This window comes from Cupriavidus sp. H18C2, assembly GCF_049393795.1.
Classification (GTDB): Bacteria; Pseudomonadota; Gammaproteobacteria; order Burkholderiales; family Burkholderiaceae; genus Cupriavidus; species Cupriavidus pauculus_C.
On the sequence record NZ_CP186010.1, the window covers coordinates 24,320 to 50,800 of the forward strand.

The 26,481-nt window shown below is 70.2% G+C and carries 21 protein-coding genes and 1 pseudogene; 17 read left to right on the forward strand and 5 right to left on the reverse strand.

Annotated features, from left to right (window positions below):
* Positions 1-183 precede the first annotated feature (183 nt).
* From EPAKOI_RS00115 to EPAKOI_RS00160, 10 genes and pseudogenes are all read left to right on the forward strand, one after another.
* Positions 184-339, forward strand: a complete 156-nt coding sequence (locus tag EPAKOI_RS00115) for a hypothetical protein (protein WP_423192668.1) — start codon at positions 184-186, stop codon at positions 337-339.
* Positions 339-428, forward strand: coding sequence for a K(+)-transporting ATPase subunit F (gene kdpF, locus EPAKOI_RS00120; RefSeq protein WP_124682774.1), 90 nt, complete (start codon positions 339-341; stop codon positions 426-428). The genes EPAKOI_RS00115 and kdpF overlap by 1 nt, the downstream gene beginning before the upstream one ends.
* Positions 428-2,260, forward strand: coding sequence for a potassium-transporting ATPase subunit KdpA (gene kdpA, locus EPAKOI_RS00125; RefSeq protein WP_313838794.1), 1,833 nt, complete (start codon positions 428-430; stop codon positions 2,258-2,260). Before kdpF ends, kdpA begins: the two co-directional genes overlap by 1 nt.
* 16 nt (positions 2,261-2,276) lie before the next feature.
* Positions 2,277-4,490, forward strand: a complete 2,214-nt coding sequence (gene kdpB, locus EPAKOI_RS00130) for a potassium-transporting ATPase subunit KdpB (protein ID WP_423192669.1) — start codon at positions 2,277-2,279, stop codon at positions 4,488-4,490.
* Between the two features lie 15 nt (positions 4,491-4,505).
* A complete protein-coding gene (kdpC, locus tag EPAKOI_RS00135) occupies positions 4,506-5,126 on the forward strand; it encodes a potassium-transporting ATPase subunit KdpC (RefSeq protein WP_423192670.1) in 621 nt (206 codons plus the stop codon).
* 442 nt (positions 5,127-5,568) lie between these two features.
* A pseudogene (locus tag EPAKOI_RS00140) lies at positions 5,569-8,503 on the forward strand (DUF4118 domain-containing protein).
* A gap of 1 nt (position 8,504) precedes the next feature.
* Positions 8,505-9,200, forward strand: coding sequence for a two-component system response regulator KdpE (kdpE, locus tag EPAKOI_RS00145; protein WP_423192671.1), 696 nt, complete (start codon positions 8,505-8,507; stop codon positions 9,198-9,200).
* A 173-nt stretch (positions 9,201-9,373) separates the two neighbouring features.
* Positions 9,374-10,357 (forward strand): YadA family autotransporter adhesin, encoded by a 984-nt coding sequence (locus EPAKOI_RS00150; RefSeq protein ID WP_423192672.1) that lies wholly within the window; start codon positions 9,374-9,376, stop codon positions 10,355-10,357.
* A gap of 131 nt (positions 10,358-10,488) precedes the next feature.
* Positions 10,489-11,190 carry a tetratricopeptide repeat protein gene (locus EPAKOI_RS00155; RefSeq protein WP_423192673.1) on the forward strand — a complete coding sequence of 234 codons (702 nt, stop codon included), beginning with the start codon at positions 10,489-10,491 and terminating at the stop codon, positions 11,188-11,190.
* A 202-nt stretch (positions 11,191-11,392) separates the two neighbouring features.
* Entirely contained in the window at positions 11,393-12,475 is a 1,083-nt protein-coding gene (locus EPAKOI_RS00160; protein ID WP_423192674.1) for a YadA family autotransporter adhesin, read from the forward strand.
* Between the two features lie 83 nt (positions 12,476-12,558).
* Here EPAKOI_RS00160 and gatB read toward each other — a convergent pair whose 3' ends face one another.
* The 5 genes from gatB to gatC form a co-directional block, all read right to left on the reverse strand.
* On the reverse strand, positions 12,559-14,013 hold the full coding sequence (gatB, locus tag EPAKOI_RS00165) for an Asp-tRNA(Asn)/Glu-tRNA(Gln) amidotransferase subunit GatB (protein WP_313838808.1): 1,455 nt from the start codon (positions 14,011-14,013) through the stop codon (positions 12,559-12,561).
* A gap of 76 nt (positions 14,014-14,089) precedes the next feature.
* Positions 14,090-15,166, reverse strand: a complete 1,077-nt coding sequence (locus EPAKOI_RS00170; RefSeq protein ID WP_423192675.1) for a dienelactone hydrolase family protein — start codon at positions 15,164-15,166, stop codon at positions 14,090-14,092.
* A gap of 25 nt (positions 15,167-15,191) precedes the next feature.
* Positions 15,192-15,671, reverse strand: a complete 480-nt coding sequence (locus EPAKOI_RS00175) for a hypothetical protein (RefSeq protein WP_124682763.1) — start codon at positions 15,669-15,671, stop codon at positions 15,192-15,194.
* A gap of 16 nt (positions 15,672-15,687) precedes the next feature.
* Positions 15,688-17,187 (reverse strand): Asp-tRNA(Asn)/Glu-tRNA(Gln) amidotransferase subunit GatA, encoded by a 1,500-nt coding sequence (gene gatA, locus EPAKOI_RS00180; RefSeq protein WP_423192676.1) that lies wholly within the window; start codon positions 17,185-17,187, stop codon positions 15,688-15,690.
* Between the two features lie 49 nt (positions 17,188-17,236).
* Complete coding sequence (gatC, locus tag EPAKOI_RS00185) at positions 17,237-17,536, reverse strand: Asp-tRNA(Asn)/Glu-tRNA(Gln) amidotransferase subunit GatC (RefSeq protein ID WP_124682761.1); 300 nt, start codon at positions 17,534-17,536, stop codon at positions 17,237-17,239.
* A gap of 847 nt (positions 17,537-18,383) precedes the next feature.
* Between gatC and EPAKOI_RS00190 the strand changes: the two genes are divergently transcribed.
* From EPAKOI_RS00190 to EPAKOI_RS00220, 7 genes are all read left to right on the forward strand, one after another.
* Positions 18,384-19,427: a rod shape-determining protein gene (locus tag EPAKOI_RS00190; protein ID WP_019450345.1), complete on the forward strand. Its 1,044-nt coding sequence runs from the start codon at positions 18,384-18,386 to the stop codon at positions 19,425-19,427.
* A gap of 138 nt (positions 19,428-19,565) precedes the next feature.
* Positions 19,566-20,552, forward strand: coding sequence for a rod shape-determining protein MreC (gene mreC, locus EPAKOI_RS00195; RefSeq protein WP_124682760.1), 987 nt, complete (start codon positions 19,566-19,568; stop codon positions 20,550-20,552).
* A complete protein-coding gene (gene mreD, locus EPAKOI_RS00200) occupies positions 20,549-21,061 on the forward strand; it encodes a rod shape-determining protein MreD (protein WP_124682759.1) in 513 nt (170 codons plus the stop codon). Before mreC ends, mreD begins: the two co-directional genes overlap by 4 nt.
* A gap of 34 nt (positions 21,062-21,095) precedes the next feature.
* On the forward strand, positions 21,096-23,489 hold the full coding sequence (gene mrdA / locus EPAKOI_RS00205) for a penicillin-binding protein 2 (RefSeq protein WP_423192677.1): 2,394 nt from the start codon (positions 21,096-21,098) through the stop codon (positions 23,487-23,489).
* A gap of 12 nt (positions 23,490-23,501) precedes the next feature.
* On the forward strand, positions 23,502-24,644 hold the full coding sequence (gene rodA, locus EPAKOI_RS00210) for a rod shape-determining protein RodA (protein ID WP_313838814.1): 1,143 nt from the start codon (positions 23,502-23,504) through the stop codon (positions 24,642-24,644).
* 68 nt (positions 24,645-24,712) lie between these two features.
* Positions 24,713-25,384 carry a DUF484 family protein gene (locus tag EPAKOI_RS00215; RefSeq protein WP_124682756.1) on the forward strand — a complete coding sequence of 224 codons (672 nt, stop codon included), beginning with the start codon at positions 24,713-24,715 and terminating at the stop codon, positions 25,382-25,384.
* A 29-nt stretch (positions 25,385-25,413) separates the two neighbouring features.
* Entirely contained in the window at positions 25,414-26,475 is a 1,062-nt protein-coding gene (locus EPAKOI_RS00220) for a tyrosine recombinase XerC (protein WP_423192678.1), read from the forward strand.
* Positions 26,476-26,481 lie beyond the last annotated feature (6 nt).

A 26,481-nucleotide genomic window follows, 5' to 3' on the forward strand; every position in this document is an offset into this window, starting at 1 on the left:
GCTACCAGCTACCAGCTACCAGCTACCAGCCCCCCAGCCTTCGAGCCCACCAGCCCACCAGCCCACCCGCATTTTTATATCTCCTTTACACCCCCTCCCTCCCTCTCTACCCCGTTTTTACCCCCCGGTCCCTAACCTCCAATCCGTGAATCACTCTGCAGGCGCCCGGCCTGCAAACACATCATGGACGGGATCTATTTCCTCGTATTGCTGGCCTTTGGCGCGCTGACGGGTGCGCTGCTGGCCCTGTGCGCCGCGCTGGGCGCCAACCTGCCGGCGGGGCGCAATGGCGCCGACGGTGCGTCTTCCAAGCAGTCGGCCGCCGACAGGGGGCTCTGATGGACTGGACCGACCTGCTCAGCGGCGGCCTGGCCGTCGCGCTTTTTGTCTACCTGCTCGTAGCCCTGTTCCGGCCGGAGAAATTCTGATGTCGACGCCTGCCATTCCCTGGGCCCAGTTTCTGGGTCTGCTGGCCCTGTTCCTGGCGATCCTGTTCGTCGCCGGCCCCTTCCTGGGGCGCTACATGCGCCGCGCGATCGAGGAGGGCACCTACCGGCTCACGGCCTGGGGCCGTCCGCTGGAGCGCGGGCTGTACCGCGTGGCCGGCGTGCGCGCCGATGCCGAAATGGGCTGGAAGCAGTACGCCATCGCCGTGATCGTCTTCAACGTGCTCGGCGTGGTGGCCGTGTACGCGCTGCAGCGGCTGCAGGGCGTGCTGCCGCTGAACCCGCAGGGGTTTGGCGCGGTCTCGCCGGACTCGTCGTTCAACACGGCCGTCAGCTTTGTCGCCAACACCAACTGGCAGGGTTATGCCGGCGAGTCGACGATGAGCTACCTGACGCAGATGCTGGCGCTGACCGTGCAGAACTTCGTCTCGGCCGCTACCGGCATCGCCGTGGTGTTCGCGCTGATCCGCGGCTTCGCGCGGCACAGTGCGCAGACCATCGGCAACTTCTGGGTCGACCTGACGCGCACCACGCTCTACGTGCTGCTGCCGCTGTCGGTGGTCGTCGCCGTGGCGCTGGTCGGCCAGGGCGTGATCCAGAACTTCGATGCATACCGCGACGTGCAGCTCGTCACGCCGGTCGAATACACGCAGCCCAAGGTGGACGCGGCCGGCCAGCCGGTGCTGGACGCCGCCGGCCAGCCCGTGACCGAGGCCGCGCGCAGCGCCACGCAGACGCTGGCGATGGGCCCGGTGGCGTCGCAGGAGGCCATCAAGATGCTCGGCACCAACGGGGGCGGCTTCTTCAACGCCAACTCGGCGCATCCGTTCGAGAACCCCACGCCGCTGGCGAACCTGATCGAGATGCTGGCGATCTTCCTGATCCCCGCCGCGCTGTGCTTCACGTTCGGCGAGATGGTCAAGGACCGCCGGCAGGGCGTGGCCGTGATTGCGTCGATGACAGTGATCTTCGTGGTGATGGCGCTGGCGGCCATGGCGTCCGAATCGCAGGTCAACGCCGCGCTGGCCGGGCTGCCGATCGACCACGCGGCGTCGGCGCTGCAGGCCGGCGGCAACATGGAAGGCAAGGAACTGCGCTTCGGCATCTCGGCCAGCGCGCTGTTCGCCACCATCACCACGGCCGCGTCGTGCGGCGCCGTCAACGCCATGCATGACTCGTTCACGGCCATCGGCGGGCTGGTGCCGATGCTGCTGATGCAGCTCGGCGAGGTGGTGTTCGGCGGCGTGGGATCGGGGCTCTACGGCATGCTGGTCTACGCCGTGCTGGCCGTGTTCATCGCCGGCCTGATGATCGGCCGCACGCCCGAGTACCTGGGCAAGAAGATCGAGGCGTACGAGATGAAGATGACCGCCGTGGCCATCCTCGTCACGCCGCTGCTGGTGCTGGTGGGCACGGCCATCGCGGTGATGGCCGGGGCCGGGCGCGCGGGCGTGTTCAACCCGGGCACCCACGGCTTCTCTGAAATCCTGTACGCGCTGTCGTCGGCCGCCAACAACAACGGCAGCGCCTTTGCCGGGCTGTCCGCCAACACGCCGTTCTACAACGTGCTGCTGGCCGCGGCCATGTGGTTCGGCCGCTTCTGGATCATCGTGCCCGTGCTGGCGATGGCCGGATCGCTGGCCGCCAAGCGCCGCACGCCGGCCACGTCCGGCACGATGCCCACCCACGGCCCGCTGTTCGTGGTGCTGCTCACGGGGTCCGTGCTGCTGGTTGGCGCGCTGACCTACGTGCCCGCGCTGGCCCTGGGGCCGGTGGCAGAGCAACTGCAGTCCGCCTCGGCGGCTGCCCGGTAATCCGCGGAGAATTCGCATGTCACAACACACTCCGGCCAGCCGCACCCCCGCCGCCGCGCCGTCCCGCCAACCCGCCACCACCGTTGCCGGCGTGCCGCACCATCCGCGCCCGGCGCGCGGCATGTTCGCGCCAGAGCTGGTCAAGCCGGCCATGCTCGACGCGCTGCGCAAGCTCACCCCGCGCGCGCAGTTGCGCAACCCGGTGATGTTCGTGGTCTACGCGGGCAGCATCCTGACCACGATCCTGTTCCTGCGCGCCTGGCTGCAGCCGTCGCCGGGCGGCGAATCGTCCGGCTTCATCCTGGCCGTGACGGTCTGGCTCTGGTTCACGGTGCTGTTCGCCAACTTTGCCGAGGCACTGGCCGAGGGCCGCAGCAAGCAGCAGGCCGCCGCGCTGCGCGGGCTGAAGACCACCACGATGGCCCGCGTGGTGCGCCAGGGCTGCGCCGACGCCCGCGCCACCGGCGCCACCGAGCCGCGCCCGGCCACCGACCTGCGGCGCGGCGACGTGGTGCTGGTCGAGGCCGGCGAGATGATTCCCGGCGACGGCGAGGTCATCGAAGGCGTCGCCTCGGTCGACGAAAGCGCCATCACAGGCGAATCGGCGCCCGTGATCCGCGAATCGGGCGGCGATTTCTCGTCGGTCACGGGCGGCACGCGCGTGCTGTCCGACTGGATCGTCGTGCGCATCACCACCAACCCCGGCGAAAGCTTCATCGACCGCATGATCGGCATGGTCGAGGGCGCGCGCCGCCAGAAGACGCCCAACGAGCTGGCGCTGACGATCCTGCTGGTGGGCCTGACGCTGGTGCTGCTGCTGGCCACCGCCACGCTGCAGCCGTACTCGCTCTACGCGGTGCTGGTGACCAAGGCGGGCGTGCCGGTGTCGGTGACGGTGCTGGTGGCGCTGCTGGTGTGCCTGATCCCGACCACGATCGGCGGGCTGCTGTCTGCCATCGGCGTGGCCGGCATGAGCCGGATGATGGCGGCCAACGTGATCGCCACGTCGGGCCGCGCCGTGGAAGCGGCCGGCGACGTCGACGTGCTGTTGCTCGACAAGACCGGCACGATCACGCACGGCAACCGCCAGGCGTCGCGCTTCATCGCCGCGCCGGGCGTGACCGAGCGCCAGCTGGCCGAGGCCGCGTGGCTGGCGTCGCTGGCCGACGAGACGCCCGAGGGCCGCAGCATCGTCGCGCTGGCCCGCCAGCGTCCCGGCACCGCGTCGCCCGAGATGGGCGGCCGGGGCGTGGCCGCGCCCGTGTTCGTGCCGTTCACGGCGCAGACGCGCATGAGCGGCGTGGACGTGGCGCAGGGCCACGTGGTGCGCAGCGTGCGCAAGGGATCGGCCGATGCACTGCGCCGCTACGTGACCGAGCGCGCCGGCAAGTTCCCGGACGCCGTGATGCAGGCTGTTGACGACGTGGCGCGCGCCGGCAGCACGCCGCTGGTGGTGGCCGAGTCGGTGGCCCAGGGCACCGAGGACACCGTGCGCGTGCTGGGCGTGGTGGAGCTCAAGGACATCGTCAAAACCGGCATCCGCGAGCGCTTTGGCGAACTGCGCAAGATGGGCATCCGCACCGTGATGATCACGGGCGACAACCGGCTGACGGCGGCGTCCATCGCGGCGGAAGCCGGCGTGGACGACTTCCTGGCCGAAGCCACCCCCGAGGCCAAGCTGGCGTTGATCCGCGAATACCAGGGCCAGGGCCGGCTGGTGGCCATGACCGGCGACGGCACCAACGACGCCCCGGCGCTGGCCCAGGCCGACGTGGCCGTGGCGATGAACAGCGGCACCCAGGCCGCGCGCGAGGCCGGCAACATGGTCGACCTGGACAGCAACCCCACCAAGCTGATCGAGATCGTCGAGATCGGCAAGCAGATGCTGATGACGCGCGGGTCGCTGACCACGTTCAGCGTGGCCAACGACGTGGCCAAGTACTTCGCAATCATCCCGGCCGCGTTCGCCACCACGTATCCGCAGTTGAACCTGCTGAACGTGATGCACCTGTCCACGCCGGCGTCGGCCATCATGTCCGCGGTGATCTTCAACGCGCTGATCATCGTGGTGCTGATTCCGCTGGCGCTGCGCGGCGTGGTGTACCGCCCGCTGGGCGCCGCCGTGCTGCTGCGCCGCAACCTGCTGGTCTACGGGCTGGGGGGCATCCTGGTGCCGTTTGTCGGCATCAAGCTGATCGACCTGCTGCTGACGATGTTCGGCTGGATCTGATTTAGGAGAATTGCTATGTCTACGCAAGCCCATCCCATGACCGAACCGGCGCGCCAGGCCGGCATGCTGCGCCCGGCGCTGACGATTTTCGTGGGGCTGTCGGTGCTCACCGGATTGCTCTATCCGGGCGTGGTGACCGGCATCGCCCGCACGGTGTTTCCCCAGCAGGCCGCCGGCTCGCTGATCGTGCAGGACGGCAAGACCGTCGGCTCGGCGCTGATCGGCCAGCCGTTCTCGGACCCGAAATACTTCTGGGGCCGACTCTCGGCCACGGCGCCGATGCCGTACAACGCGGCGGCCTCGGTCGGCTCGAACCTGGGCCCGACCAACCCCGCCCTGACCGACGCCGCCCGCGCCCGCCTGGACGCCCTGCGCGCCGCCGATCCCGGCAACACGGCGCCGGTGCCGGTGGACCTGGTCACCGCCTCGGCCAGCGGCCTGGACCCCCACATCAGCCCGGCCGCCGCCCGCTACCAGGCCAGCCGCGTGGCCCGCCTGCGCGGGCTGCCCCTGGCAACGGTGCAAGCGCTGATCGCCGCCAACACCGAAACCCCGACGCTGGGCATCCTCGGCGAGTCAGGGGTCAACGTGCTGAAGCTGAACCTGGCGCTCGATAGCGCGAAGGTTGGGGGGTAGGCAGCCAACACGCGGGAACGCATGACGCATCGCACGGTTCTCGCTCCCCTCTCCCGCGACGCGGGAGAGGGGCTGGGGAGAGGGCGTCGAGGCTCTGCTTGCCGACCACGCCGCACGTTGAGCCGCCGGCCCTCTCCCCCGACCCCTCTCCCGCAACGCGGGAGAGGGGAGCCAACAAGCGGGAACGCATGACGCATCGCACGGTTCTCGCTCCCCTCTCCCGCAACGCGGGAGAGGGGCTGGGGGAGAGGGCGTCGAGGTTCTGCTTGCCAACCACATCGCAAGTTGAACCGCCGGCCCTCTCCCCCGACCCCTCTCCCGCAAGGCGGGAGAGGGGAGCCAACAAGCGGGAACGTATGACACATCGCACGGTTTTCGCTCCGCTCTCCCGCGCTGCGGGAGAGGGAAGCCAAACCATACCCGCGATGTCGTCCCGCGCCCCATGGCAAAATCCCCAACCATGACTGACCCCCATCGCCCGGACCCCGACGCCCTGCTGCAACGCATGCAGGCGGAAGACGTGCGTGCGGCGCGGGGGCGGTTGCGGGTCTACTTTGGTGCATCGGCGGGGGTCGGCAAGACGTATGCGATGCTGACCGCGGCGCGGGCGCAGCGCGAGCAGGGCGTGGACGTGGTGGTCGGGGTGGTCGAGACGCATGGCCGGGCCGAGACCCAGGCGCTGCTCGACGGCCTGGCGCAACTGCCGCTGCGCGACGTGCCGTACCGTGACCGCGTGCTGCGCGAGTTCGATCTCGATGGTGCGCTGGGCCGGCGGCCGGCGCTGATCCTGGTCGACGAACTGGCGCATTCCAACGCGGCGGGCAGCCGCCATCCCAAGCGCTGGCAGGACGTGCACGAGCTGCTGGCCGCGGGCATCGACGTCTGGACCACCGTCAACGTGCAGCACCTGGACAGCCTGAACCAGGCCGTGGGCGGCATCACCGGCGTGCGCGTCTGGGAAACCGTGCCCGACACCGTGTTCGATGGCGCCGACGAAGTAGTGCTGGTGGACCTGCCGGCCGACGAACTGCTGCGGCGCCTGCGCGAAGGCAAGGTCTACCTGCCCGAGCAGGCCCGCCACGCCGCGCGCAACTTTTTCCGCAAGGGCAACCTGATCGCGCTGCGCGAGCTGGCGCTGCGCCGCACGGCCGACCGCGTGGACGACGATGTGCGCGCGTACCGCGACGCCGAGCGCATCACGCCGGTCTGGCGCACGCGCGAGGCCGTGCTGGCGTGCATCGGCCCCGGCGACGATGCCGCGCAGGTCGTGCGCAGCGCGCACCGGCTGGCCGGGCAGCTCGACTGCGACTGGCACGTGGTGACCGTGGCGGCGTCGCACCTGCTGCCGCCGGCCGAGCCGCCGCGCGTGCGGCTGCGCGCCGCGCTGGAACTGGCCGAATCGCTCGGCGCCCGCACCGAGACGCTGGCCGGGCACGACATGGTGGCGGCCGTGGCCGGCTATATCCGCCGCCACAACCTCACCAAGGTGCTGGTGGGCCGCGCGCCCACGGAATGGCGTGCCGACGGCGGCCCGGTCGAACGCGCGCGCATGTGGCTGGCGCGGACGATGGCGCCGCTGCTGGGCGCGGGCGGGCGGCTGATCGGCCGGCCGTCGTTTGCCGATGCGCTGGCCGCGAACTGTCCCGAGATCGACGTGATCCGCGTGGCCGCCGATACCACGCGCGCCGACGCCACCCGGCTCGATGCGCCCGGCATCACCCCCGGCATGGCACCCGGCATCGCGCCGCCGCCCGGCGTGGCGCTGTCCGATGCCGACGCCGCCCCCCGCCCCGGCCTGCGTCGCCGCGACTACGCCTGGGCCGTGGTGTGGTGCGCCGGCGCCACGGGGGTTTCCACGCTGGCGCGGCCGTGGTTCGACATCGTCAATATCGCGATGCTGTTCCTGGTGGCCGTGGTCGGCGTGGCGCTGCGCCACGGGCGCGGCCCGGCGGCGCTGGCGTCGGTGCTGGCCGTGGCGTCGTTCGATTTCTTCTTCGTGCCGCCGCGGCTGTCGTTCGCGGTCAGCGACGTGCAGTACCTGCTGACCTTCCTGGTGCTGCTGGCCGTGGGGCTGGTCATCGGCCAGCTCACGGCCGGGCTGCGCGAGCAGGCGCGCGTGGCGGTGCAGCGCGAGACCGACGCGCGCACGCTGTACGAACTGGCGCGCGAGCTGTCGGCGGTGCTGACGCCGGACCAGATCGTCGAGATCGGCAGCCGGTTCCTGCGCGCCGCGCTGGACGCGCACGCCACGTTCTTCCTGCCCGATGCGGGCGGCCGGCTGGCGCCGGTGGCGGGTCCGTCGTCGCCCGATGCCGGCTCGCGCACGGCCCGGCGCGAGGCCGTGGACACGGTGCTGGCGCAGTGGGTCTACGACCACGGCGAGCCGGCCGGCACCGGCACGCACACGCTGCCCGGCAGCACCGTGCTGTACCTGCCGCTGAAGGCGCCGATGCAGACGCGCGGCGTGCTGGCCGTGGAGCCAAGCGCGTGGCACGCGCTGGCGCGGCCCGAACTGCGCCGGCAGGCCGACGTGTTCGCGACGCTGGTGGCCATCGCCATCGAGCGGCTGCATTACGTCGACGTGGCGCAGCGCGCGCTGCTGTCGATCGAATCGGAACGGCTGCGCAGTTCGCTGCTGGCCGCGGTGTCGCACGACCTGCGCACGCCGCTGACCGGCCTGCTGGGCATGGCCGAGACGCTGCAGCGCGCCAGCCCGCCGCTGCCGCCGGCGGCCGCCGAGACGGTGGCGGCGCTGCACGCGCAGGCGCGGCGCATGCGCACGATGGTGGTCAACCTGCTCGACATGGCGCGGCTGCAGCAGCACGACGTGGCGCTGCAGCGCGGCTGGCAGTCGCTGGAAGAACTGGTGGGCGCGGCGCTGGCGTCGATGCGCGACACGCTGCGCGGCCATCGCGTGCAGGTGGACGACCTGTCGGCGCTGCCGCTGGTGGAGTGCGACGCCGTGCTGGTCGAGCGCGTGCTGTGCAACCTGTTCGAGAACGCCGCCAAGTACACGCCGCCGGGCAGCACGATCCGCGTGTCGGGCGAGGCCACCGGCGCGCCCGGCGACGGCGAGGTGCGGCTGGTGGTGGCCGATGACGGCCCCGGCGTGCCGGCCGGCCAGGAGCGCCGGATCTTCGAGAAATTCACGCGCGGCGAGCGCGAGTCGGCCACGGCCGGCGTCGGGCTGGGGCTGGCCGTCTGCGAGGCCATCGTGCAGGCCCACGGGGGGCCGCATCTGGGTCGAGCCCGGCCGCCCCGGCGCGCGCTTCGTCATGGCGCTGCCGCGCGGCAATCCGCCCGACATCGCCCCCGAATCGCCAGAATCGTCCGACCAGCCCGGGCTGGCCGCGCCGCCCCAACCCACGCCGCACTGAGATGCCTTTCGACTATTCGCCGACCGTCCTGCTGGTCGAGGACGAACCCCATATCCGCCGCTTCGTGCGCGAGTCGCTGCAGGCCGAGGGCTGCGCCGTGCACGAGGCCGACACGCTGCGGCGCGGCCTGATCGACGCCGGCACGCGCCAGCCGGACATCGTCATCCTGGACCTGGGCCTGCCCGACGGCGACGGCATGACGCTGATCCGCGAGATGCGCACGTGGACCGAGGTGCCCGTGCTGGTGCTGTCCGCCCGCACCGACGAGGCCGACAAGATCGCCGCGCTGGACGCCGGCGCCGACGACTACCTGACCAAGCCGTTTGGCGTGGGCGAACTGGTGGCGCGCGTGCGCGTGCTGCTGCGCCGCCACGCCAGGGCCAACCCCCAGGGCACGCCGCAGATCGCGTTTGGCGACGTGCGCGTGGACCTGGCCAACCGGCTGGTCACGCGCGGCGAGGCGGCCGTGCACCTGACGCCGATCGAATACCGGCTGCTGGCCGTGCTGATCGCCCATCGCGGCAAGGTCATGACCCACCGCGAACTGCTGCGCGAGGTCTGGGGGCCGTCGCATTCGGAAAGCAGCCACTACCTGCGCGTGTATATGGGCCACCTGCGCCACAAGCTCGAAGCCGACCCGGCGCAGCCGGTGCACCTGCTGACAGAGGTGGGGGTGGGGTACCGGTTTGCGGGGTAGGGCGGGGAACGCGGGAATCCATCGCCGGAGAATTCGCGCCACGTTTGCGGCGTGGCGATGGAAGCGGTCTGTTCCATCCCTTTCCATGGCAACTGCCAACGCCCTTTGGAACGATGGGGGTCCGCCATCGGCAGGGCCGATGGCTTCCAGATATCGAACCTGTGGAGCAGACAATGGCAGACCAATTCCAAGCAACGGCTACCTCGGCCGCGCTCGCGAGCGGCATTCCCTACTTCCGCGCCAACGCGACCGGGCCGGACGCCACGGCGACGGGCAGCACGGCGATCGCGATCGGGCAGTCGGCCAATGCCCCCGGCGCCGACGGCATTGCCATCGGGACCGAATCGGTGGCCGAGGGAAGCAACAATGCCGTGGCAGTCGGCACGATAGCGCGCGCCTCCGGCATCTACAGCGTGGCGGTGGGACGCGCCGCGCAGGCCACGGTGGGGCGCGCATCGGCCTTGGGCGCCGAGGCCAACGCATCGGGCGACCGCAGCACGGCCGTGGGGTCTACGACGTCGGCCACGGCGCTGTTCGCCACGGCCGTGGGCACGTTGGCGGTGGCCGCTGCCGAGGGTGCCTCGGCTTTCGGGCGACAAGCCAATGCATCGGCACCGTACAGCGTGGCTTCCGGCGCAGGCGCGGTGGCCAGCAGCAACGACGCCGTCGCTGTCGGCAGCAAGGCCAGCGCATCGGGCGCCAATGCCATTGCCCTCGGCGTCGCCGTTGCCTCGGCGGTGCGGGCCGTGGCAATCGGCGACCAATCGTCGGTGACGGCATCGCAGAGTGTGGCGCTGGGCGCGAATTCGGGCGCCAGCCAGATGTTCGCGTGCGCGATCGGCGCCAACACCCAGGCGAGCCAGGTTGGCACTGTGGCGCTGGGCGCCAGTTCGGCGGCTCCCGCGCTCTATGGATCGGCGCTCGGCAGCCAGTCGCGGGTCAATGTGGACTACGGTGTGGCGATTGGCTACGGTTCGGTATGCGATCGCGCGGGCGCGGTCTCGGTCGGCGCCGAAGGCGCGCGTACGCGCCAGATCGTCAATGTGGCACCCGGTGAGCAGGGGACGGACGCCGTGAACGTCGATCAGCTTCAGGCGCTGCAGGCGCAGTTGACCGCGTTGAGCGACCGCGTTGCCAGCCTGACCGGGGCGAGTTGAGATTGATATTCGCGCGAAGAATATAAATGGGATAGCGAGATCTAAGTAATTTGTCCGTGGCATAAGAGGGCGCCTGGAAGCCGCCTACACTAAATCAGGACCTCGACTCGACAGAGGTTCCGGAGCCTTCCATGCCACGGACCCCCGCCTACGCCCGTCTCTGCCTGATCGCCATCCTTTATGCCGCCTTGTTGACCGGCAGCGTGAATGCGGCGGGTGAGCCACCCGCTGTCGCCCAGTCCCAGACCCGCGACGCCGTGGCCGCCTACGAGGCTGGCCATTTCGATGCCGCGCTGCAGGGCTTTGCCGCCGCCGCGCAGAAGGGCAACCGGCTCGCCCAGTTCAATTACGCGATGATGCTGCTGCGCGGCGAAGGCACGACCGCCAAGCCGCAGGAGGCGCTGGTCTGGCTGCGCAAGGCTGCCGACAACCAGATGACCCACGCCCAGTACACGCTAGGCGACCTGCACGAGCGCGGCGAGCTGGTGCCGAAATCGCTGGAGGATGCCAACCGCTGGTACGCCCGTGCCGCGCAGGGCGGCCACACGCAGGCCCAGATGGCGCTGGCGACCAACTACTTCACCGGGCGCGGCGTGCCACGCGACCACGGGCAGGCGTTCACGTGGTACAGCAAGGCCGCCACGGCCGGCGACGGGGGCGCGCAGTACATCGTCGGCAGCTATTACGAGCGCGGCTATCCCGGCATCGTCGACAAGGACATCGAGCAGGCCAAGATCTGGTACGCCCGCGCCGCCGCGCATGGCGACCCGGGCGCGCTGGCCAAGCTGCGGTCGCTGTTGGAAGAGGGCTTGCGCGCCAAGAGCCCGATGTAACCGGCCGCGACGGCCGTCCCATCGCCCTGGTTGCCGCCTCCGCGCTGCCATGCCGGCGGCAGGCGGCATGGGTCAGTGTTGCTCCATCCGCTTCCATGTCGTCCGAAAAGGTTGTCTGACACGATGGCCTTGCCACGTCGCCGGCCATCGCAGGCCGAGACGGCGGGCATCCCTACAAATACGGACGATCAGGAGCAACGCGATGGCGCAGGAAGGCATCAAGTACTTTCGAGTGAACCCGGGCTGGAGCGAGGATGCCAATGCATCTGGCGCCGATTCGGTGGCCGTGGGGCCGGTGGCGGTGGCCAGCGGCGTCGAGAACATGGCATTCGGCGTCATGGCCCGGGCCACCGGCGAACACAATTCGATTGCGATCGGCGGCGTGGTGCAGGCCAGCGGCACGCGGGCGCTGGCCATCGGCGGGCATTCGGTGGCGGCCGCCCACGCGGCCCAGGCGTTCGGCGTCGATGCGTCGGCCAACGCCGAAAGCGCGCTGGCGCTGGGCTATCACGCCTCGGCGGCCGGCGCGCGCAGCGTGGCGCTGGGCGCCCACAGCACGGCCGACGCCGACGACGTGGTATCGGTGGGCAACGCCAATACGCGCCGGATAATCGTCAACGTGGCGCCGGGCGCGGTCTCCGAAACCAGTACCGATGCCGTGAACGGCAGCCAGCTCGATGCCACCGCCAAGCGGGTGACCGCGCTGGAGGATGGCACGCGGGGTCCCAAGTACCTGCACGTCAACAGCGCCGGGCGCGATTCGGTGGCCGCGGGCACCGAATCGATCGCTTTCGGCCCCGGTGCCGGCGCGGGCGGCCCCAACAGCATCGCCATCGGCCGGGGCGCGCTGGCGCCGGGCGGGGAAAGCGCGATGGCGATCGGGTCCGGCGCCGCCGCCACCGCCGACAGCGCGCAGGCCATCGGCGGCCGCGCGCACGCGTCCAGCACCGGCGACGTTGCGGTGGGCGTCAGTGCCCGCGCCAGCGGCGCGGGCAACGCGGCGCTCGCCGTGGGTTCCAACGCCAGCGCCACCAGCGGCAACACCGTGGCACTCGGCAGCGCGGCATCGGCGACCGCAACCGGCAGCGTGGCACTTGGCGCTGGCTCCACGTGCGACCGCGCGCAGGCCGTTTCCGTCGGCGCGCCGGATGTGCCGCGGCAGATCGTCAACGTGGCGGCGGGCACCGAGGCCAACGACGCCGTGAACCTGGGGCAGCTCAACGCCCTGCTGGAACAACTGGCCGGCTTGCAGACACGGCTGGCCGCGCTGGAAGGGCGGGGCTGACCGGCAGCCATCCGCACCCATGAAAAAAGCCGGCCACCCCCTCTCGGGCGTGGCCGGCTTTCATTCCAGGATGCCGATCCCGCTCAGCCCAGCTTCTTCTTCAGCAGTTCGTTGACCTGGGCCGGGTTGGCCTTGCCCTTGGTGGCCTTCATGGCCTGGCCGACCAGCGCGTTGAACGCCTTTTCCTTGCCGGCGCGGAATTCCTCGACCGACTTGGCGTTGGCGGCCAGCACGTCGTCGATGATCTTTTCCAGCTCGCCCGTGTCGGACATCTGCTTCAGGCCCTTGGCGGCGATGATCGCGTCGGCGTCGCCGTCGCTCTCGCCGGCCCACATCGCCGGGAAGACGTCTTTCTTGGCGGTGTTGTTCGACACCGTGCCGTCGGCAATGCGCGATAGCAGTTTCGCCAGTTGGGCCGGCTGGACCGGCGCCTCGTCGATGGCGATGCCGTCGCGGTTGAGCTGCGACGCCACGTCGCCCATCAGCCAGTTGGCGGCCGGCTTGGCGCTGGCGGCACCCACGGCCTGCACCACGGCCTCGTAGTAGGCGGCCATCGACTTGGTCGCCGTGATGGTGCTGGCGTCGTAGGCCGACAGGCCGTACTGCGACACGAAGCGCGCCTGCATGGCGGCCGGCAGCTCGGGCAGGTCGCGCTGAACGCGCTCGATCCAGGCCGCGTCGATCTCCAGCGGCATCAGGTCCGGGTCGGGGAAGTAGCGGTAATCGTGCGCGTCTTCCTTGGTGCGCATCGCGCGCGTCTCGCCGGTGTCCGGATCGAACAGCACGGTGGCCTGGACGATCTCGCGGCCGTCCTCGATCTCGGCGATTTGCCATTGCACTTCATAGTCGATGGCCTGCTGCAGGAAGCGGAATGAGTTCAGGTTCTTGATCTCGCGCCGGGTGCCGAACTTCTCCTGGCCCACCGGGCGCACCGACACGTTGGCGTCGCAGCGGAAGCTGCCTTCCTGCATGTTGCCGTCGCAGATGCCGAGCCACACCACCAGCGAATGCAGCGCCCGGGCGTAGGCCACGGCCTCGGCCGAGCTGCGCATGTCGGGCTCGGTCACGATTTCCAGCAGCGGCGTGCCGGCGCGGTTCAGGTCGATGCCGGTCATGCCCGCGAAGTCCTCGTGCAGCGACTTGCCGGCGTCTTCCTCCAGGTGCGCGCGCGTCAGGTTGACGGTCTTCTCGTAGACGCCCTGCTTGCCTTCCACCTGGATCGTGATCTGGCCGCCCTGCACCACCGGGATCTCGTACTGGCTGATCTGGTAGCCCTTCGGCAGGTCGGGGTAGAAGTAGTTCTTGCGCGCGAAGATGCTGCGCGGCGCGATCCTGGCGCCAATCGCCAGCCCGAACTGGATGGCGCGCTCCACGGCGCCCTTGTTCAGCACCGGCAGCACGCCCGGCAGCGCCAGGTCAACCGGCGACGCCTGCGTATTCGGGGCGGCCCCGAACGCGGTGGAGCTGCCGGAGAAAATCTTGGAGGCCGTGGAGAGCTGCGTATGCGTCTCCAGGCCGATCACCACTTCCCATTGCATGGCGGTATTCCTGTATGAAGTCTTGCTGTATCGGTGTGCGTTTGGTGTCGAATCCGGGTCCCGCGTCTGGGTGTCGTCAGGGGTCCGGGCTCGCCAGCCATGAATCGAGTTGCGCCAGCGCGGCCACGCGCGCCACGGCGTCGCCGCCGACCGTGACACCGGACCCCTGGCGCGCGGCAACGTCGCGCCGCACGTGTAGTTCGCTGGTGCCGTCGAAGCCGTGGTACGCGCCGGGATAGATCTCCAGGCGGAAACGGGCCTTGGGCTGCCGGCTCTGCACCGCATTCTGCAGCATCGCGCAGCGCGTGGCGGGCGTCCAGTCGTCGGCGCCGCCAATCATCAGCAGCAGCGGCGTGCGCAGCCGGAAGTCGTGCTGCTGCACGGCGCGCTTGCAGCCGGGGTAGAACGCCACGGCGCGGTCCACGGTGGGCGTGCCTTCGGGCCACGGGCGGCTGGCGTCGATCGTCGCCAGCACGGCCTGCGCGCCGTTGGACCAGCCCAGCAGCACGATGCGCCGCGTGTCGATGCCGGGCTGCCTGGCCACCCAGCGCAGCGCGGCCAGCGTGTCGGCACGGCGGGTCTTCTCGTCGATGGCGCGGTTGTCCAGCGCCTCGGTGCAGATGCCCTGCGCCTTGCCGCGCGGGCTGAAGCTGTCGGGCATCAGCACCGCGTAGCCGCGCTCGGTCAGCCAGTGCGCATAGTCGCGGTAGCGGGTCTGCAGCCCCCCGGCCGGGTCGATGACTTCCTCGATGGTGCCGGCGCGCCGGGCCGCCACCTTCATGTCGACCAGCCCGCCGCAGCCGTGCAGCGCCACCACCACGGGCAGCGGCTGGCTGCGGGCGACCGAGCCCTCGCGCGGCATGAACCAGTAAGCGGTCAGCGCCGGCATGCCGGGCTCGGCGGGCAGGCGCACGCGCGCGGTGGCGGGTTCGCTGGCCGTGGCAGGCATCGCGAGCGGCGTGCTGGCCGGTGCCGACAGGGCCGGCAGCGGCGCGGCGGGCGCCATCGGCGCCAGCGCCACGGTCGGCTGGGCCGGCGCCGATGGCATCAGCGCGATGGCGATGGCGCCCGCCGCCAGCGTGCCGCGCAGCCAGCGGCCCACCACGGTGGGAACCGTCGGTGGCCGGGCAGAGGCGGGCTGGGGCAGCGCCATGGTCTGGGTCTGGTTGGGCGGGCCGCTAGCGCGTGCTGGCGCAGGCGCCGGTGCCCGGCTCGAACATCACGGGCCAGGCTTCCTCGTAGATGCCCGGCGTGCAGCGCGCCTGGCAGCCCGCGTGCGCCAGCGTGACGCGGCGCGGGTCCTGCCAGACCATCAGCTTGCAGGCGCTGCCGTCGTTGGCGCGCAGCTCGATGTGTGGCGTCTTGCGCACCTGGCGGAACTCGGCCAGGTTGAAGCTGCACGAGCCGCGCTTGCCGACCCACAGCTTCCAGTTCAGCTGCTGCACGGTGTTGTCGGCCACGCGCAACTGCGCGTCCTCGCGGAAGCCATCTTCCTCGGTACGCTGGCAGTTGCCGACCAGGTCGATGTCACGCGCCGCGATGGGCGTGGAGCGGCCGACGAACGGGATCTGGCAGCCGGCCAGCAGCGTGGCCATCACGGCCAGCGTCAGCGCGGCGGCCAGCCGCAGCGGCAGGCGGGGCAGGGCGTGCAGGCGCATGGTCCGGGCGCCCCGTTCAGGCCGGACGGCGCAGGTGCCAGTCGGTGGCCTGCTGGAAGGCATGGGCCACCTGCAGCAGGCGCGCTTCGTCAAAGTAGTTGCCGATGATCTGCAGGCCGACGGGCATGTTGCCGTCGCCAAAGCCGGCCGGCACGCTCATGCCGGGCAGGCCGGCCAGGCTGGTGGACAGCGTGAAGATGTCGGCCAGGTACATCTGCACCGGGTCGGCGGTCTTCTCGCCCAGCTTCCAGGCCACGCTGGGCGCCACCGGGCCCATGATCACGTCGCACTCGGCAAACGCGCGCTGGAAGTCGTCGGCGATGATGCGGCGGATCTTCTGCGCCTGCAGGTAGTAGGCGTCGTAGTAGCCGTGCGACAGCACGTAGGTGCCCACCATGATGCGGCGCTTGACCTCGGGGCCGAAGCCCTCGGCGCGGCTCTTCTTGTACATGTCCAGCAGGTCGCGGTACTCGGCGGCGCGGTGGCCGTAGCGCACCCCGTCGAAGCGCGACAGGTTCGACGACGCCTCGGCCGGCGCGATGATGTAGTACACCGGGATCGACAGCTCGGTCTTGGGCAGCGAGACGTCGACCAGCGTGGCACCCAGCTTCTCGTACTGGGCCAGCGCGGCACGCACGGCCTGCTCGACGTCGGCCGACAGCCCCTCGCCGAAGTACTCGCGCGGCAGGCCGATGCGCAGGCCGGCCAGCGGCTGCGACGCGCTGGCGCCGGCGCGCGGCTGGCCCAGCAGGCGGGTGAAGTCCTCGTCCACGCCGCCCTGCTCGGGCGACAGGCTCGTGGAATCCTTCGGGTCGAAGCCGGCCATCGCGTTGAGCAGCAGCGCGCAGTCCTCGGCCGTGTGGGCCATCGGGCCGCCCTGGTCCAGCGACGACGCGAACGCGATCATGCCGTAGCGCGACACGCGGCCGTACGTCGGCTTGATGCCGGTGATGCCCGAGAACGACGCCGGCTGGCGGATCGAGCCGCCGGTGTCGGTGCCCGTGGCGGCCGGGGCCAGGCCCGCGGCCACGGCGGCGGCGGACCCGCCCGACGACCCGCCCGGCACGCGGCTGGTGTCCCACGGGTTGCGCACCGGCCCCTGCCAGGCGTTCTCGTTGGACGAACCCATCGCGAATTCGTCCATGTTGGTCTTGCCCAGCGTGACCATGCCGGCGGCGGCCAGGCGCTCGACCACGGTGGCGTCGAACGGGCTCTCGTAGCCGGCCAGCATCTTCGAGCCGGCGGTGGACTTCCAGCCGCGCGTCACGAAGACGTCCTTGTGGGCGATCGGCACGCCGGTCAGCGGGCCGGCCTGGCCGTTGGCGCGCCGCTCGTCGGCGGCACGGGCCTGGGCCAGCGTGCGCCCGGCGTCGACGTCGACAAAGGCGTTCAGGTCACGGGCCGCGTCGATGCGGGCCAGGTAGTCGCGCGCGAGTTCCTCGGCGGAAATGGTGCGGGCGGCCAGCGCGTCGGCGATCTGGCGCAGGGAGATCTGTTGGTCGGCGGAAAAGGTCATGTCGGATCGGCAGGCGGCTGGAGGGTGGGCGACGGCTGGGCGGGCGTCGTCACTCGATGACCTTCGGCACCAGGTACAGGCCGCCTTCGGTGGCGGGCGCGGGGCGCTGGTAGTCGTCGCGGCGGTCGGACTCGGTCACGGCGTCGTCGCGCAGGCGCTGGGCGATGTCGCGCACGGCCGACAGCGGGTGGGCCAGCGGTTCGATGCCGGTGGTGTCCACCGCCTGCATCTGTTCCACCAGGGAGAAGAAGTTGTTGAGCTGGGCAAGCGTCTGCTCGGCCTCGGCATCGCTGGTTTCGATGCGGGCCAGATGCGCGATGCGCTTGACGTCGGAGAGTTCGAGAGCCATGGCGTGGTACGGCGCGCGCGCCGGGTTCGGTCCTGCGGACCGGGGGGTGTTGCGGCCGTGACGCGCGGGTGGGCGCCGGTTCGCGGACCGGCGTCCACCCAACCGTCGTCGGGTGGCCGTCGGGGGGGCCCGCAAGGACGCCGCGCGTCCGGCAACTGGCGCCATGGCCAGGGGGTGCCGGACGGGTGCGCCCGGGGGGCACCCCAGGATCGTCGAAGTTACAAGTTTTTCAGGGCCCGAACGCCCCGAAACAGCCGGAATTATAAGGTATCATTACGCGCTGCTGTCTTGCCGCAGCGCGCGCTCCACTTGGGTTTCGGCGCGGCGGCCGGGCGGTGATGCGGTCGGCACAGTTCGCGCATCGGCAGACCGCGGCAGGCAGCGTCGCCAGCGGTGCCGATGGACCCAGACGGACGGCATGCACCGCCGGGCGTCGCGAGCATGCAACAGTAATGCGCCATGATCGTGGCCTGGCCGTCAATTAGCGGCCCGTTTTCGTCGTTTTTTCGGTCGTAAGAAACTGGTTCCTCCGATTAGGCTACTGCAATCGTCAGGCGTACTTCACGTATTCGTCCTGTCCGGCGCATCTGGCGGCGAACTTTCGCGCAGAGTCTAATCAAAGGTTCCCGTAGGTCCGGCGTGCAACACCGCGCCGGCCCGAGCGGATCGCCGCTGGCGCACCGGGGGTTTTGCCGTGCCAGGGGTACCGGGCGCGCCGGCCAGGCCGGCGCGGCCGCGCACGCCGGGGAACCGTGAACCATCACCCTTGCAAACGTATTCGTGGCCGGGCCGCCGCAGGCACCGGCCGCTTCGCATACCCGCGAACCAACAGAAGACAGGATTCCTGATGTTCGGATTTCTCCGCAGCTATTTCTCCAACGACCTGGCCATCGACCTGGGCACCGCCAACACCCTGATCTACATGCGCGACAAGGGCATCGTCCTGGACGAGCCGTCGGTCGTGGCCATCCGTCAGGAAGGCGGCCCCAACGCCAAGAAGACCATCACCGCCGTCGGCAAGGAAGCCAAGCAGATGCTGGGCAAGGTGCCGGGCAACATCGAGGCCATCCGGCCGATGAAGGACGGCGTGATCGCCGACTTCACGGTGACCGAGCAGATGCTCAAGCAGTTCATCAAGATGGTGCACGACACCAAGCTGCTGCGCCCGAGCCCGCGCATCATCATCTGCGTGCCGTGCGGGTCGACCCAGGTGGAGCGCCGTGCCATCCGCGAATCGGCGCTGGGCGCCGGCGCCAGCCAGGTGTACCTGATCGAGGAGCCGATGTCGGCCGCGATCGGCGCCGGGCTGCCGGTCTCGGAGCCGTCGGGCTCGATGGTGGTGGACATCGGCGGCGGCACCACCGAGGTGGGCATCATCTCGCTGGGCGGCATGGTCTACAAGGGTTCGGTGCGCGTGGGCGGCGACAAGTTCGACGAGGCCATCGTCAACTACATCCGCCGCAACTACGGCATGCTGATCGGCGAGCAGACCGCCGAGGCGATCAAGAAGGAAATCGGCTCCGCGTTCCCGGGTTCGGAAGTGCGCGAAATGGAAGTGAAGGGCCGCAACCTGTCCGAAGGCATTCCGCGCGCCTTCACCGTGTCGTCCAACGAAATCCTTGAGGCGCTGACCGATCCGCTGAACCAGATCGTGTCGGCCGTGAAGATCGCGCTGGAACAGACCCCGCCCGAACTGGGCGCCGACATTGCCGAGCGCGGCATGATGCTGACCGGCGGCGGCGCGCTGCTGCGCGACCTGGACCGCCTGCTTGCCGAGGAAACCGGCCTGCCGGTGCTGGTGGCCGAAGACCCGCTGACCTGCGTGGTGCGCGGCTCGGGCATGGCCCTGGAGCGCATGGACAAGCTCGGCAGCATCTTCTCCTACGAGTAATACGTGGCTGGGACCGTGGTGACCCGCGTCGCCCCGTCCCCGCGCCCTTCGATGTCTACGCCCGCCAGCCCGTTCCGCCCCGCCCCGCCCGGGGGGCGCGGACGCGCTGGCGGATGGGTTTCGCCTGCCCACCGGTAAATGGATTACTCTCCACCGCCGCTCTTCAAGCAAGGCACGTCCGCTGTCGCCCGGCTGGTCGTCTTCGTGGCGATCGCGCTGGCGCTGCTGATCGTCGACGCGCGCTTCGACGCCATGCGCATCGCCCGCCAGGTGGCCGCTACCGTGCTGATGCCGGTGGAGCGGCTGGTACTGGTGCCGCGCGACGCCCTGCGCGGCGTCTTCGACTACGCCCAGTCATCGGTCACGCTGGCCAATGAAAACCGCGAACTGCGCCGCCACGCGGTGGAGCAGGCCAACGCCTACGTGCGCCAGTCCCAGCTGGAGGCCGAGAACGGCCAGCTTCGCAAGCTGCTGAACCTGCAGCAGCAGTCGGCCACGCCGGTCACGGCGGCCGAGATTCTCTACGACGCCCGCGACCCGTACAGCCAGCGCATCGTGATCGACCGCGGCAGCGCCCAGGGCCTGCGCACCGGCTATCCCGTGATCGACGAGCGCGGCGTGATCGGCCAGGTCACGCGGGTGTCGCCGTTCCAGTCCGAAGTGACGCTGCTGACCGACAAGGACCAGGCCATCCCCGTCCAGGTGGTGCGCAACGGGCTGCGGAGCGTGGCGTTTGGCGGGTCGCGCGCCGGGCTGCTGGACCTGCGCTTCATGGCGGCATCGGCCGACCTGCAGCAGGGCGACCTGCTGGTGACGTCGGGCCTGGACGGCACCTATCCGCCGGGCCTGCCGGTGGCGAAGGTCGTGCAGATCGAGCGCAAGGCCGATACCGCGTTCTCGCGCGTCTATTGCGAGCCGGTGGCGGGCGTGCGCTCGCACCGGCAACTGCTGGTGGTGCGCTACGAGTCGGGCCTGGGCCCGCGCCCGCAGGAGGAAACCGCCCCGGCCAAGGCCGAGAAGGGCGCCCGTTCCGCCGCCGCCCGCGCCGGCGCCGAGCAGAAGGCGGCCGACAAGCCCGGCGACAAGTCCACCGATCGCCAGAAATCCCTGGAGCGAGCCCAGTGACGACGTCCCAATACCTGTTGCGTCCGGTCAACCCGGTCTTCATCGCGCTGACGTTCGTGCTGGCCTTCCTGTGGAACCTGATGCCGTGGGGCACCACGCTCTGGATCCCGGACATGGTGGCGCTGGTGCTGGTGTTCTGGAACATCCACCAGCCGCGCAAGGTGGGCATGGGCGTGGCGTTCCTGCTGGGCCTGCTGATGGACGTGCATGACGCCCGGCTGCTGGGCGAGCACGCGCTGGCCTACACGCTGCTGGCCTACTTTGCGATCACCATCCACCGCCGCGTGCTGTGGTTCTCGGTCTATACCCAGGCGCTGCACGTGATGCCGCTGCTGTTCATCACCCATGCCGTGCCGGTAGTGATCCGGCTGGCGATGGGTGCGCCGCTGCCGGGCTGGCCACTGCTGGTGGCCCCGGTGATCGAGGCGGTGCTCTGGCCGATGGCCACCGCGCTGCTGCTGGCGCCCCAGCGCCGTTCGGCCGACGTCGACGAGACGCGGCCGATCTAGTCCAACCCTACCGCCCAGCCGCCGCAGTACCGCCATGACCGAAATCCGCAACGTCGAACTGGAAATCGGCCGCTTCCGCATCCGCGTGGCGGCGGCCGCCCTGTTCACGGTCATCTGCTTTGGCCTGCTGTTCACCCGCTTCCTGTGGCTGCAGTGGTACAAGCACGACCAGTACTCGGCCAAGGCCGAAGACAACCGCATCTCCGTGGCGCCGATCGAGCCCAACCGCGGCATCATCATGGACCGCAACGGGGTGATCCTGGCGCGCAACTATTCGGCGTACACGCTGGAAATCACGCCGTCCAAGCTGACCGACACGCTGGACAACACCATCGAGGAACTGGCGCGGCTCGTCGACATCCAGCCGCGCGACCGCCGCCGCTTCAAGCGGCTGCTGGAGGAATCGCGCAGCTTCGAGAGCCTGCCGATCCGCAGCCAGCTCACCGACGAGGAAGTGGCGAAGTTTTCGGCCCAGCGCTTCCGCTTTCCGGGCGTGGACGTGCGCGCGCGGCTGTTCCGCCAGTACCCGCTGGGCGAGTCGGCCAGCCACGTGGTGGGCTACCTGGGCCGCATCTCGCAGCGCGACCAGGAGCGCATCGACGCGATGGACGAGGCCAACGACGCCGATCCCGCCAGGTACGACCCGCGCAAGGACGCCGACAACTACAAGGGCACCAACTACATCGGCAAGATCGGCCTGGAGCAGAGCTACGAGACCGAACTGCACGGGCTGACCGGCTTCGAAGAGGTGGAAGTGAGCGCGGGCGGGCGGCCCATCCGCACGCTGTCCACGTCGCCGGCCACGCCGGGCAACAACCTGATCCTGTCGCTCGATATCCGGCTGCAGCAACTGGCCGAACAGCTATTTGGCGACCGCCGCGGCGCGCTGGTGGCCATCGAACCAGATACCGGCGACATCCTGGCGTTCGTCTCCAAGCCGACCTACGACCCGAACCTGTTCGTCGAGGGGATCGACTCGAAGACCTGGGACGAACTGAACAATTCGCCCGACAAGCCGCTGCTGAACCGCCCGCTGCGCGGCACCTACCCGCCGGGGTCCACCTACAAGCCGTTCATGGCGCTGGCTGCGCTGACGACGGGCAAGCGCACGGCCGCGTGGGGCATGCACGACCCGGGATTCTTCACGCTGGGCAACCACACGTTCCGCGACGACAAGCCGGGCGGCCACGGCTGGGTGGACATGCAGACGTCCATCGTGCAGTCGTGCGACACCTATTACTACGCGCTGGCGCGCGACATGGGCGTCAACGGCATCCACGACTTCATGAAGCCGCTGGGCTTTGGCCAGCTGACGGGCATCGACATCGAGGGCGAAAGCCGCGGCATCCTGCCTTCCACGGAATGGAAGCGCAAGGCGTACCGCAAGCCCGAGCAGCAGAAGTGGTACGAAGGCGAGACGATCTCGCTGGGCATTGGCCAGGGCTATAACAGTTTCACGATCCTGCAGCTGGCCAACGCGGTGTCGATCATCGTCAACAACGGGGTGGCGATGAAGCCACACCTGGTGAAGGCGGTGGAGAACTCGGTCACGCGCCAGCGGGCGCTGACGGTGCCCAAGGAAAGCTACCGGCTGCCGTTCAAGCAGGCCGACATCGACGTGATCAAGAAGGCGATGGTGGCGGTGACCCATTCGGGCACGGCGGCGCGCGTGTTCGCGGGCGCGGCGTACGAATCGGCCGGCAAGACCGGCACGGCGCAGACCTACACGCTGGCCAAGGGCGAGAAGTACAACCACCACGCGCTGGACGAACGCAAGCGCGACCACTCGCTCTACACGGCCTTCGCGCCGGCTGACAAGCCGAAGATCGCGCTGGCGCTGATCGTCGAGAACGCCGGCTTTGGCGCGGCCGTGGCGGCGCCGATCGCGCGCAAGGTGATGGACTACTACCTGCTGCGCAAATGGCCCGAGGAACTGCAGGCCACCGCGCCGCCGCCCGAGGAGGCGCTGCGGGCCGGCAACCGCCCGCCGGTGGACACGCCCAGCGTGTTCACGACCGGCGACACGGCCAACGCGGCCACGGCCACGGTCATGCAGACCGCGCCGGGCACCGTTGCCGCGGCGTCGGCCGCCGGGGCCAGCGCGCCCGCCGTGGCCGGTGCGGCCGGAGCGGCCAGCGCCGTGGCCGCCGCGTCCGGCGCGGTGCCGGCGGCGCGCACGGCGTCGGAGTCGATCGCCGCGCAGCTCGATCCCGCCGCGATCGCCCCGGCATCGGCCGTGGTGACGCTCGACGCCCGCATGCTGCAGGCGCTGGGCCACAGCAAGCCGCCCGCGTCGGCACCGCAGGCCCCGGCCCCCAAGGCCACGCCCGCGTCGGCGCCGGCACCCAAGCCCCGCACCCAGCCGGCCCGGCCCGCCAAGGTGGCGCAGGCCGCCCCGGCCGGCGCCGGCCAATCCGCTTCAGAGTAAAGGAGACGCGCCATGGACAAACGCCGCGTCGCATCGATGATCAAGACGGCCCTGACCGGCTTCGACAAGCCGCTGGCCCTGATCGTCTTCCTGCTGTTCGCCACGGGCATCGTGGCGCTGTATTCGGCCGCCATCGACATGCCCGGCCGCGTGGAGGACCAACTTCGCAACATCCTGCTGTCGTACGTGGTGATGATCGTCATCGCGTACATGCCCACGCAGTTGCTGATGCGGGTTGCCGTGCCGCTCTACACGGTGGGGGTGGCGCTGCTGGTGGCCGTGGCGATGTTCGGCCTGATCCGCAAGGGCGCGCGGCGCTGGCTGAACGTGGGCATGGTGATCCAGCCGTCCGAGATCATGAAGATCTCGATGCCGCTGATGCTGGCGTGGTACTTCCAGAAGCGCGAGGGCGTGATCAAGTGGTTCGACTTCATCGTGGCGCTGGCCATCCTGGGCGTCCCGGTGGGCCTGATCGCCAAGCAGCCAGACCTGGGCACCGGCCTGCTGGTGCTGGCCGCCGGCCTGTACGTGATCTACTTCGCCGGGCTGTCGTGGAAGATCATCCTGCCGCTGCTGGCGGTGGGCGTGGTGGCCATCACGCTGCTGGTGGCCTACGAGAGCCAGATCTGCGCGCCGGGCGTGAACTGGCCCGTGCTGCACGACTACCAGCAGCACCGCGTCTGCACGCTGCTGGACCCGACCACCGACCCGCTGGGCAAGGGCTTCCACACGATCCAGTCGATCATCGCCATCGGCTCGGGCGGGGTGACGGGCAAGGGCTGGCTCAAGGGCACCCAGACCCACCTCGAATTCATCCCGGAAAAGCACACCGACTTCATCTTCGCGGTGTTTTCCGAGGAGTTCGGGCTGATTGGCAACGCGGTGCTGCTGGTGCTGTACCTGCTGCTGATCTTCCGCGGGCTGTATATCGCGGCCAACGCGCCCACGCTGTTCTCGCGGCTGCTGGCCGGGGCCATCACGCTGATCTTCTTCACCTATGCGTTCGTGAACATGGGCATGGTGAGCGGGATCCTGCCCGTGGTGGGCGTGCCGCTGCCGCTGCTGAGCTATGGCGGGACGGCGCTGGTGACGCTGGGCATGGGCATCGGCATCCTGATGAGTATTTCGCGGCAGAAGCGGCTGATCCAGACCTGAAGCCGCCCGCAAAGGCACTTTGCTACACTGCCAGCCGAAAAAACCTGAATTCGTACCGGTAGAAGCTTATGAACGCGCAAGACGTTGCCGCTTTCCTGCAGAACAACCCCCAGTTCTTCGAGGACCACGCCGAGCTGCTGGCCACCGTGCAGCTCACCAGCCCGCACAGCCACCGCGCGGTGTCGCTGCAGGAGCGCCAGATGGAAATCCTGCGCGAGAAGAACAAGGGCCTGGAGCTGAAGCTGGCCGACCTGGTACGCCACGGCCACGAGAACGACCGCACGCAGCAGCGCATGCACGCGTGGCAACTGCGCCTGCTGGCCGAGGCCGATTCCCACGCGCTGCCGTACGCGGTGCAGGACGGCCTGCAGCAGGTGTTCGACGTGCCGGCCGTGGCCCTGCGCCTGTGGAACGTGGCCGAGCCGTTCGCGCACATGGAAGTGGCCCAGGGCGCCAGCGATGACCTGCGCCTGTTTGCCGAAGGGCTGCGCGCGCCGTACTGCGGCGCGAACAGCGGCTTCGAGGCGGCCGGGCTGCTGGAGCGCGACGACATCGCGTCGCTGGCCATGGTGACGCTGCGCGCGCCGGCCCGCTCGGCCGAGGAGGACGCCGGCCCGGCGTTCGGCCTGCTGGTGCTGGGATCGCCCGAGCCGCGCCGCTTCCACGAAGGCATGGGCACGGCCTACCTGTCGCAGATTGGCGAGGTGGCCGGCGCGGCCCTGAACCGCCTGCGCGACTGAGCGGCCTGCCGGGCCGCCACCTTCCCGCCATGATCCGCCGTCCGGCCAAGCCAGATCCCGCCGCGGCCGATACGGCCCCGAAGCCGCCGCCCGATCCGCTCGTGGCGCGCTACCTGGACTGGCTGGCAACCAACCGCAAACTTTCGGAATACACGCTCGTCGGCTACGGCCACGACCTGGCCGTGCTGCAGGAATCGGCCATGCGGCTGGCGCCCGGCGTGCCGCTGCTGGCGCTGGAAACGCGCCATATCCGGTCGTTCGCCGCCCGGCTGCACGGTGGCGGGCTGTCGGCCCGGACCATCGCGCGGGCGCTGTCGGCGTGGCGCGGCTTCTATCTGTGGGCAGCGCGGCATGGGCATGGCGTGGCCGCCAATCCCGTCGATGGGGTGCGCGCGCCCAAGCGCGGGCAGCCGTTGCCCAAGGCGCTGTCGGTGGAGCACGCGGTGGCGCTGGTGGCGCACCGGCGCGGCGACACGGCCGACGCCGCGCGCGACCAGGCCGTCTTCGAACTGTTCTATTCCAGCGGGCTGCGGCTGTCCGAACTGACCCAGCTAGACGTGCGCTACACCGAGGACGGCGACTACCGCTCGGCCGGCTGGCTGGACCTGGCCGGCGCCGAGGTGACGGTGATCGGCAAGGGGTCGCGGCGCCGCACCGTGCCGGTGGGCAGCAAGGCGATCGAGGCGCTGCGGGCATGGCTGGCGGTGCGCGATACGCTGCTGCGCCCCGGCGCGCTGCCCGAGGACGCCCACGCGCTGTTCCTGGGCGCGCGCGGCCGGCGGCTGTCGGGCAGCACGATCCAGACGCGGATCAAGCAACAGGCGCTGGCGGCCGGCGTGCCGACCAACGTCCATCCCCACATGCTGCGGCACTCGTTTGCCACGCACCTGCTGCAATCGTCGGGCGACCTGCGCGCGGTGCAGGAAATGCTCGGCCACGCCAGCATCGCCACGACGCAGGTCTACACCTCACTCGACTTCCAGCACCTGGCCAAGGTCTACGACCAGGCCCATCCGCGCGCCGGGCGGTCAGCCAAGGGTGCCGCCAGCGCGCCGCCTCCGGCAGCCGAGGCGCCGGATGCCGACGAGTAGGTCAGT

Coding starts and splice junctions, on each gene's coding strand:
- mrdA (WP_423192677.1), top strand. CDS start 21,096: ATGACCGAAATCCGCAACGTCGAACTGGAAATCGGCCGCTTCCGCATC.
- EPAKOI_RS00150 (WP_423192672.1), top strand. CDS start 9,374: ATGGCAGACCAATTCCAAGCAACGGCTACCTCGGCCGCGCTCGCGAGC.
- EPAKOI_RS00175 (WP_124682763.1), bottom strand. CDS start 15,671: ATGCGCCTGCACGCCCTGCCCCGCCTGCCGCTGCGGCTGGCCGCCGCG.
- kdpC (WP_423192670.1), top strand. CDS start 4,506: ATGTCTACGCAAGCCCATCCCATGACCGAACCGGCGCGCCAGGCCGGC.
- EPAKOI_RS00215 (WP_124682756.1), top strand. CDS start 24,713: ATGAACGCGCAAGACGTTGCCGCTTTCCTGCAGAACAACCCCCAGTTC.
- gatC (WP_124682761.1), bottom strand. CDS start 17,536: ATGGCTCTCGAACTCTCCGACGTCAAGCGCATCGCGCATCTGGCCCGC.
- mreC (WP_124682760.1), top strand. CDS start 19,566: ATGGATTACTCTCCACCGCCGCTCTTCAAGCAAGGCACGTCCGCTGTC.
- EPAKOI_RS00155 (WP_423192673.1), top strand. CDS start 10,489: ATGCCACGGACCCCCGCCTACGCCCGTCTCTGCCTGATCGCCATCCTT.
- kdpA (WP_313838794.1), top strand. CDS start 428: ATGTCGACGCCTGCCATTCCCTGGGCCCAGTTTCTGGGTCTGCTGGCC.
- gatA (WP_423192676.1), bottom strand. CDS start 17,187: ATGACCTTTTCCGCCGACCAACAGATCTCCCTGCGCCAGATCGCCGAC.
- EPAKOI_RS00115 (WP_423192668.1), top strand. CDS start 184: ATGGACGGGATCTATTTCCTCGTATTGCTGGCCTTTGGCGCGCTGACG.
- kdpB (WP_423192669.1), top strand. CDS start 2,277: ATGTCACAACACACTCCGGCCAGCCGCACCCCCGCCGCCGCGCCGTCC.
- EPAKOI_RS00160 (WP_423192674.1), top strand. CDS start 11,393: ATGGCGCAGGAAGGCATCAAGTACTTTCGAGTGAACCCGGGCTGGAGC.
- gatB (WP_313838808.1), bottom strand. CDS start 14,013: ATGCAATGGGAAGTGGTGATCGGCCTGGAGACGCATACGCAGCTCTCC.
- kdpF (WP_124682774.1), top strand. CDS start 339: ATGGACTGGACCGACCTGCTCAGCGGCGGCCTGGCCGTCGCGCTTTTT.
- EPAKOI_RS00190 (WP_019450345.1), top strand. CDS start 18,384: ATGTTCGGATTTCTCCGCAGCTATTTCTCCAACGACCTGGCCATCGAC.
- EPAKOI_RS00170 (WP_423192675.1), bottom strand. CDS start 15,166: ATGGCGCTGCCCCAGCCCGCCTCTGCCCGGCCACCGACGGTTCCCACC.
- kdpE (WP_423192671.1), top strand. CDS start 8,505: ATGCCTTTCGACTATTCGCCGACCGTCCTGCTGGTCGAGGACGAACCC.
- EPAKOI_RS00220 (WP_423192678.1), top strand. CDS start 25,414: ATGATCCGCCGTCCGGCCAAGCCAGATCCCGCCGCGGCCGATACGGCC.
- rodA (WP_313838814.1), top strand. CDS start 23,502: ATGGACAAACGCCGCGTCGCATCGATGATCAAGACGGCCCTGACCGGC.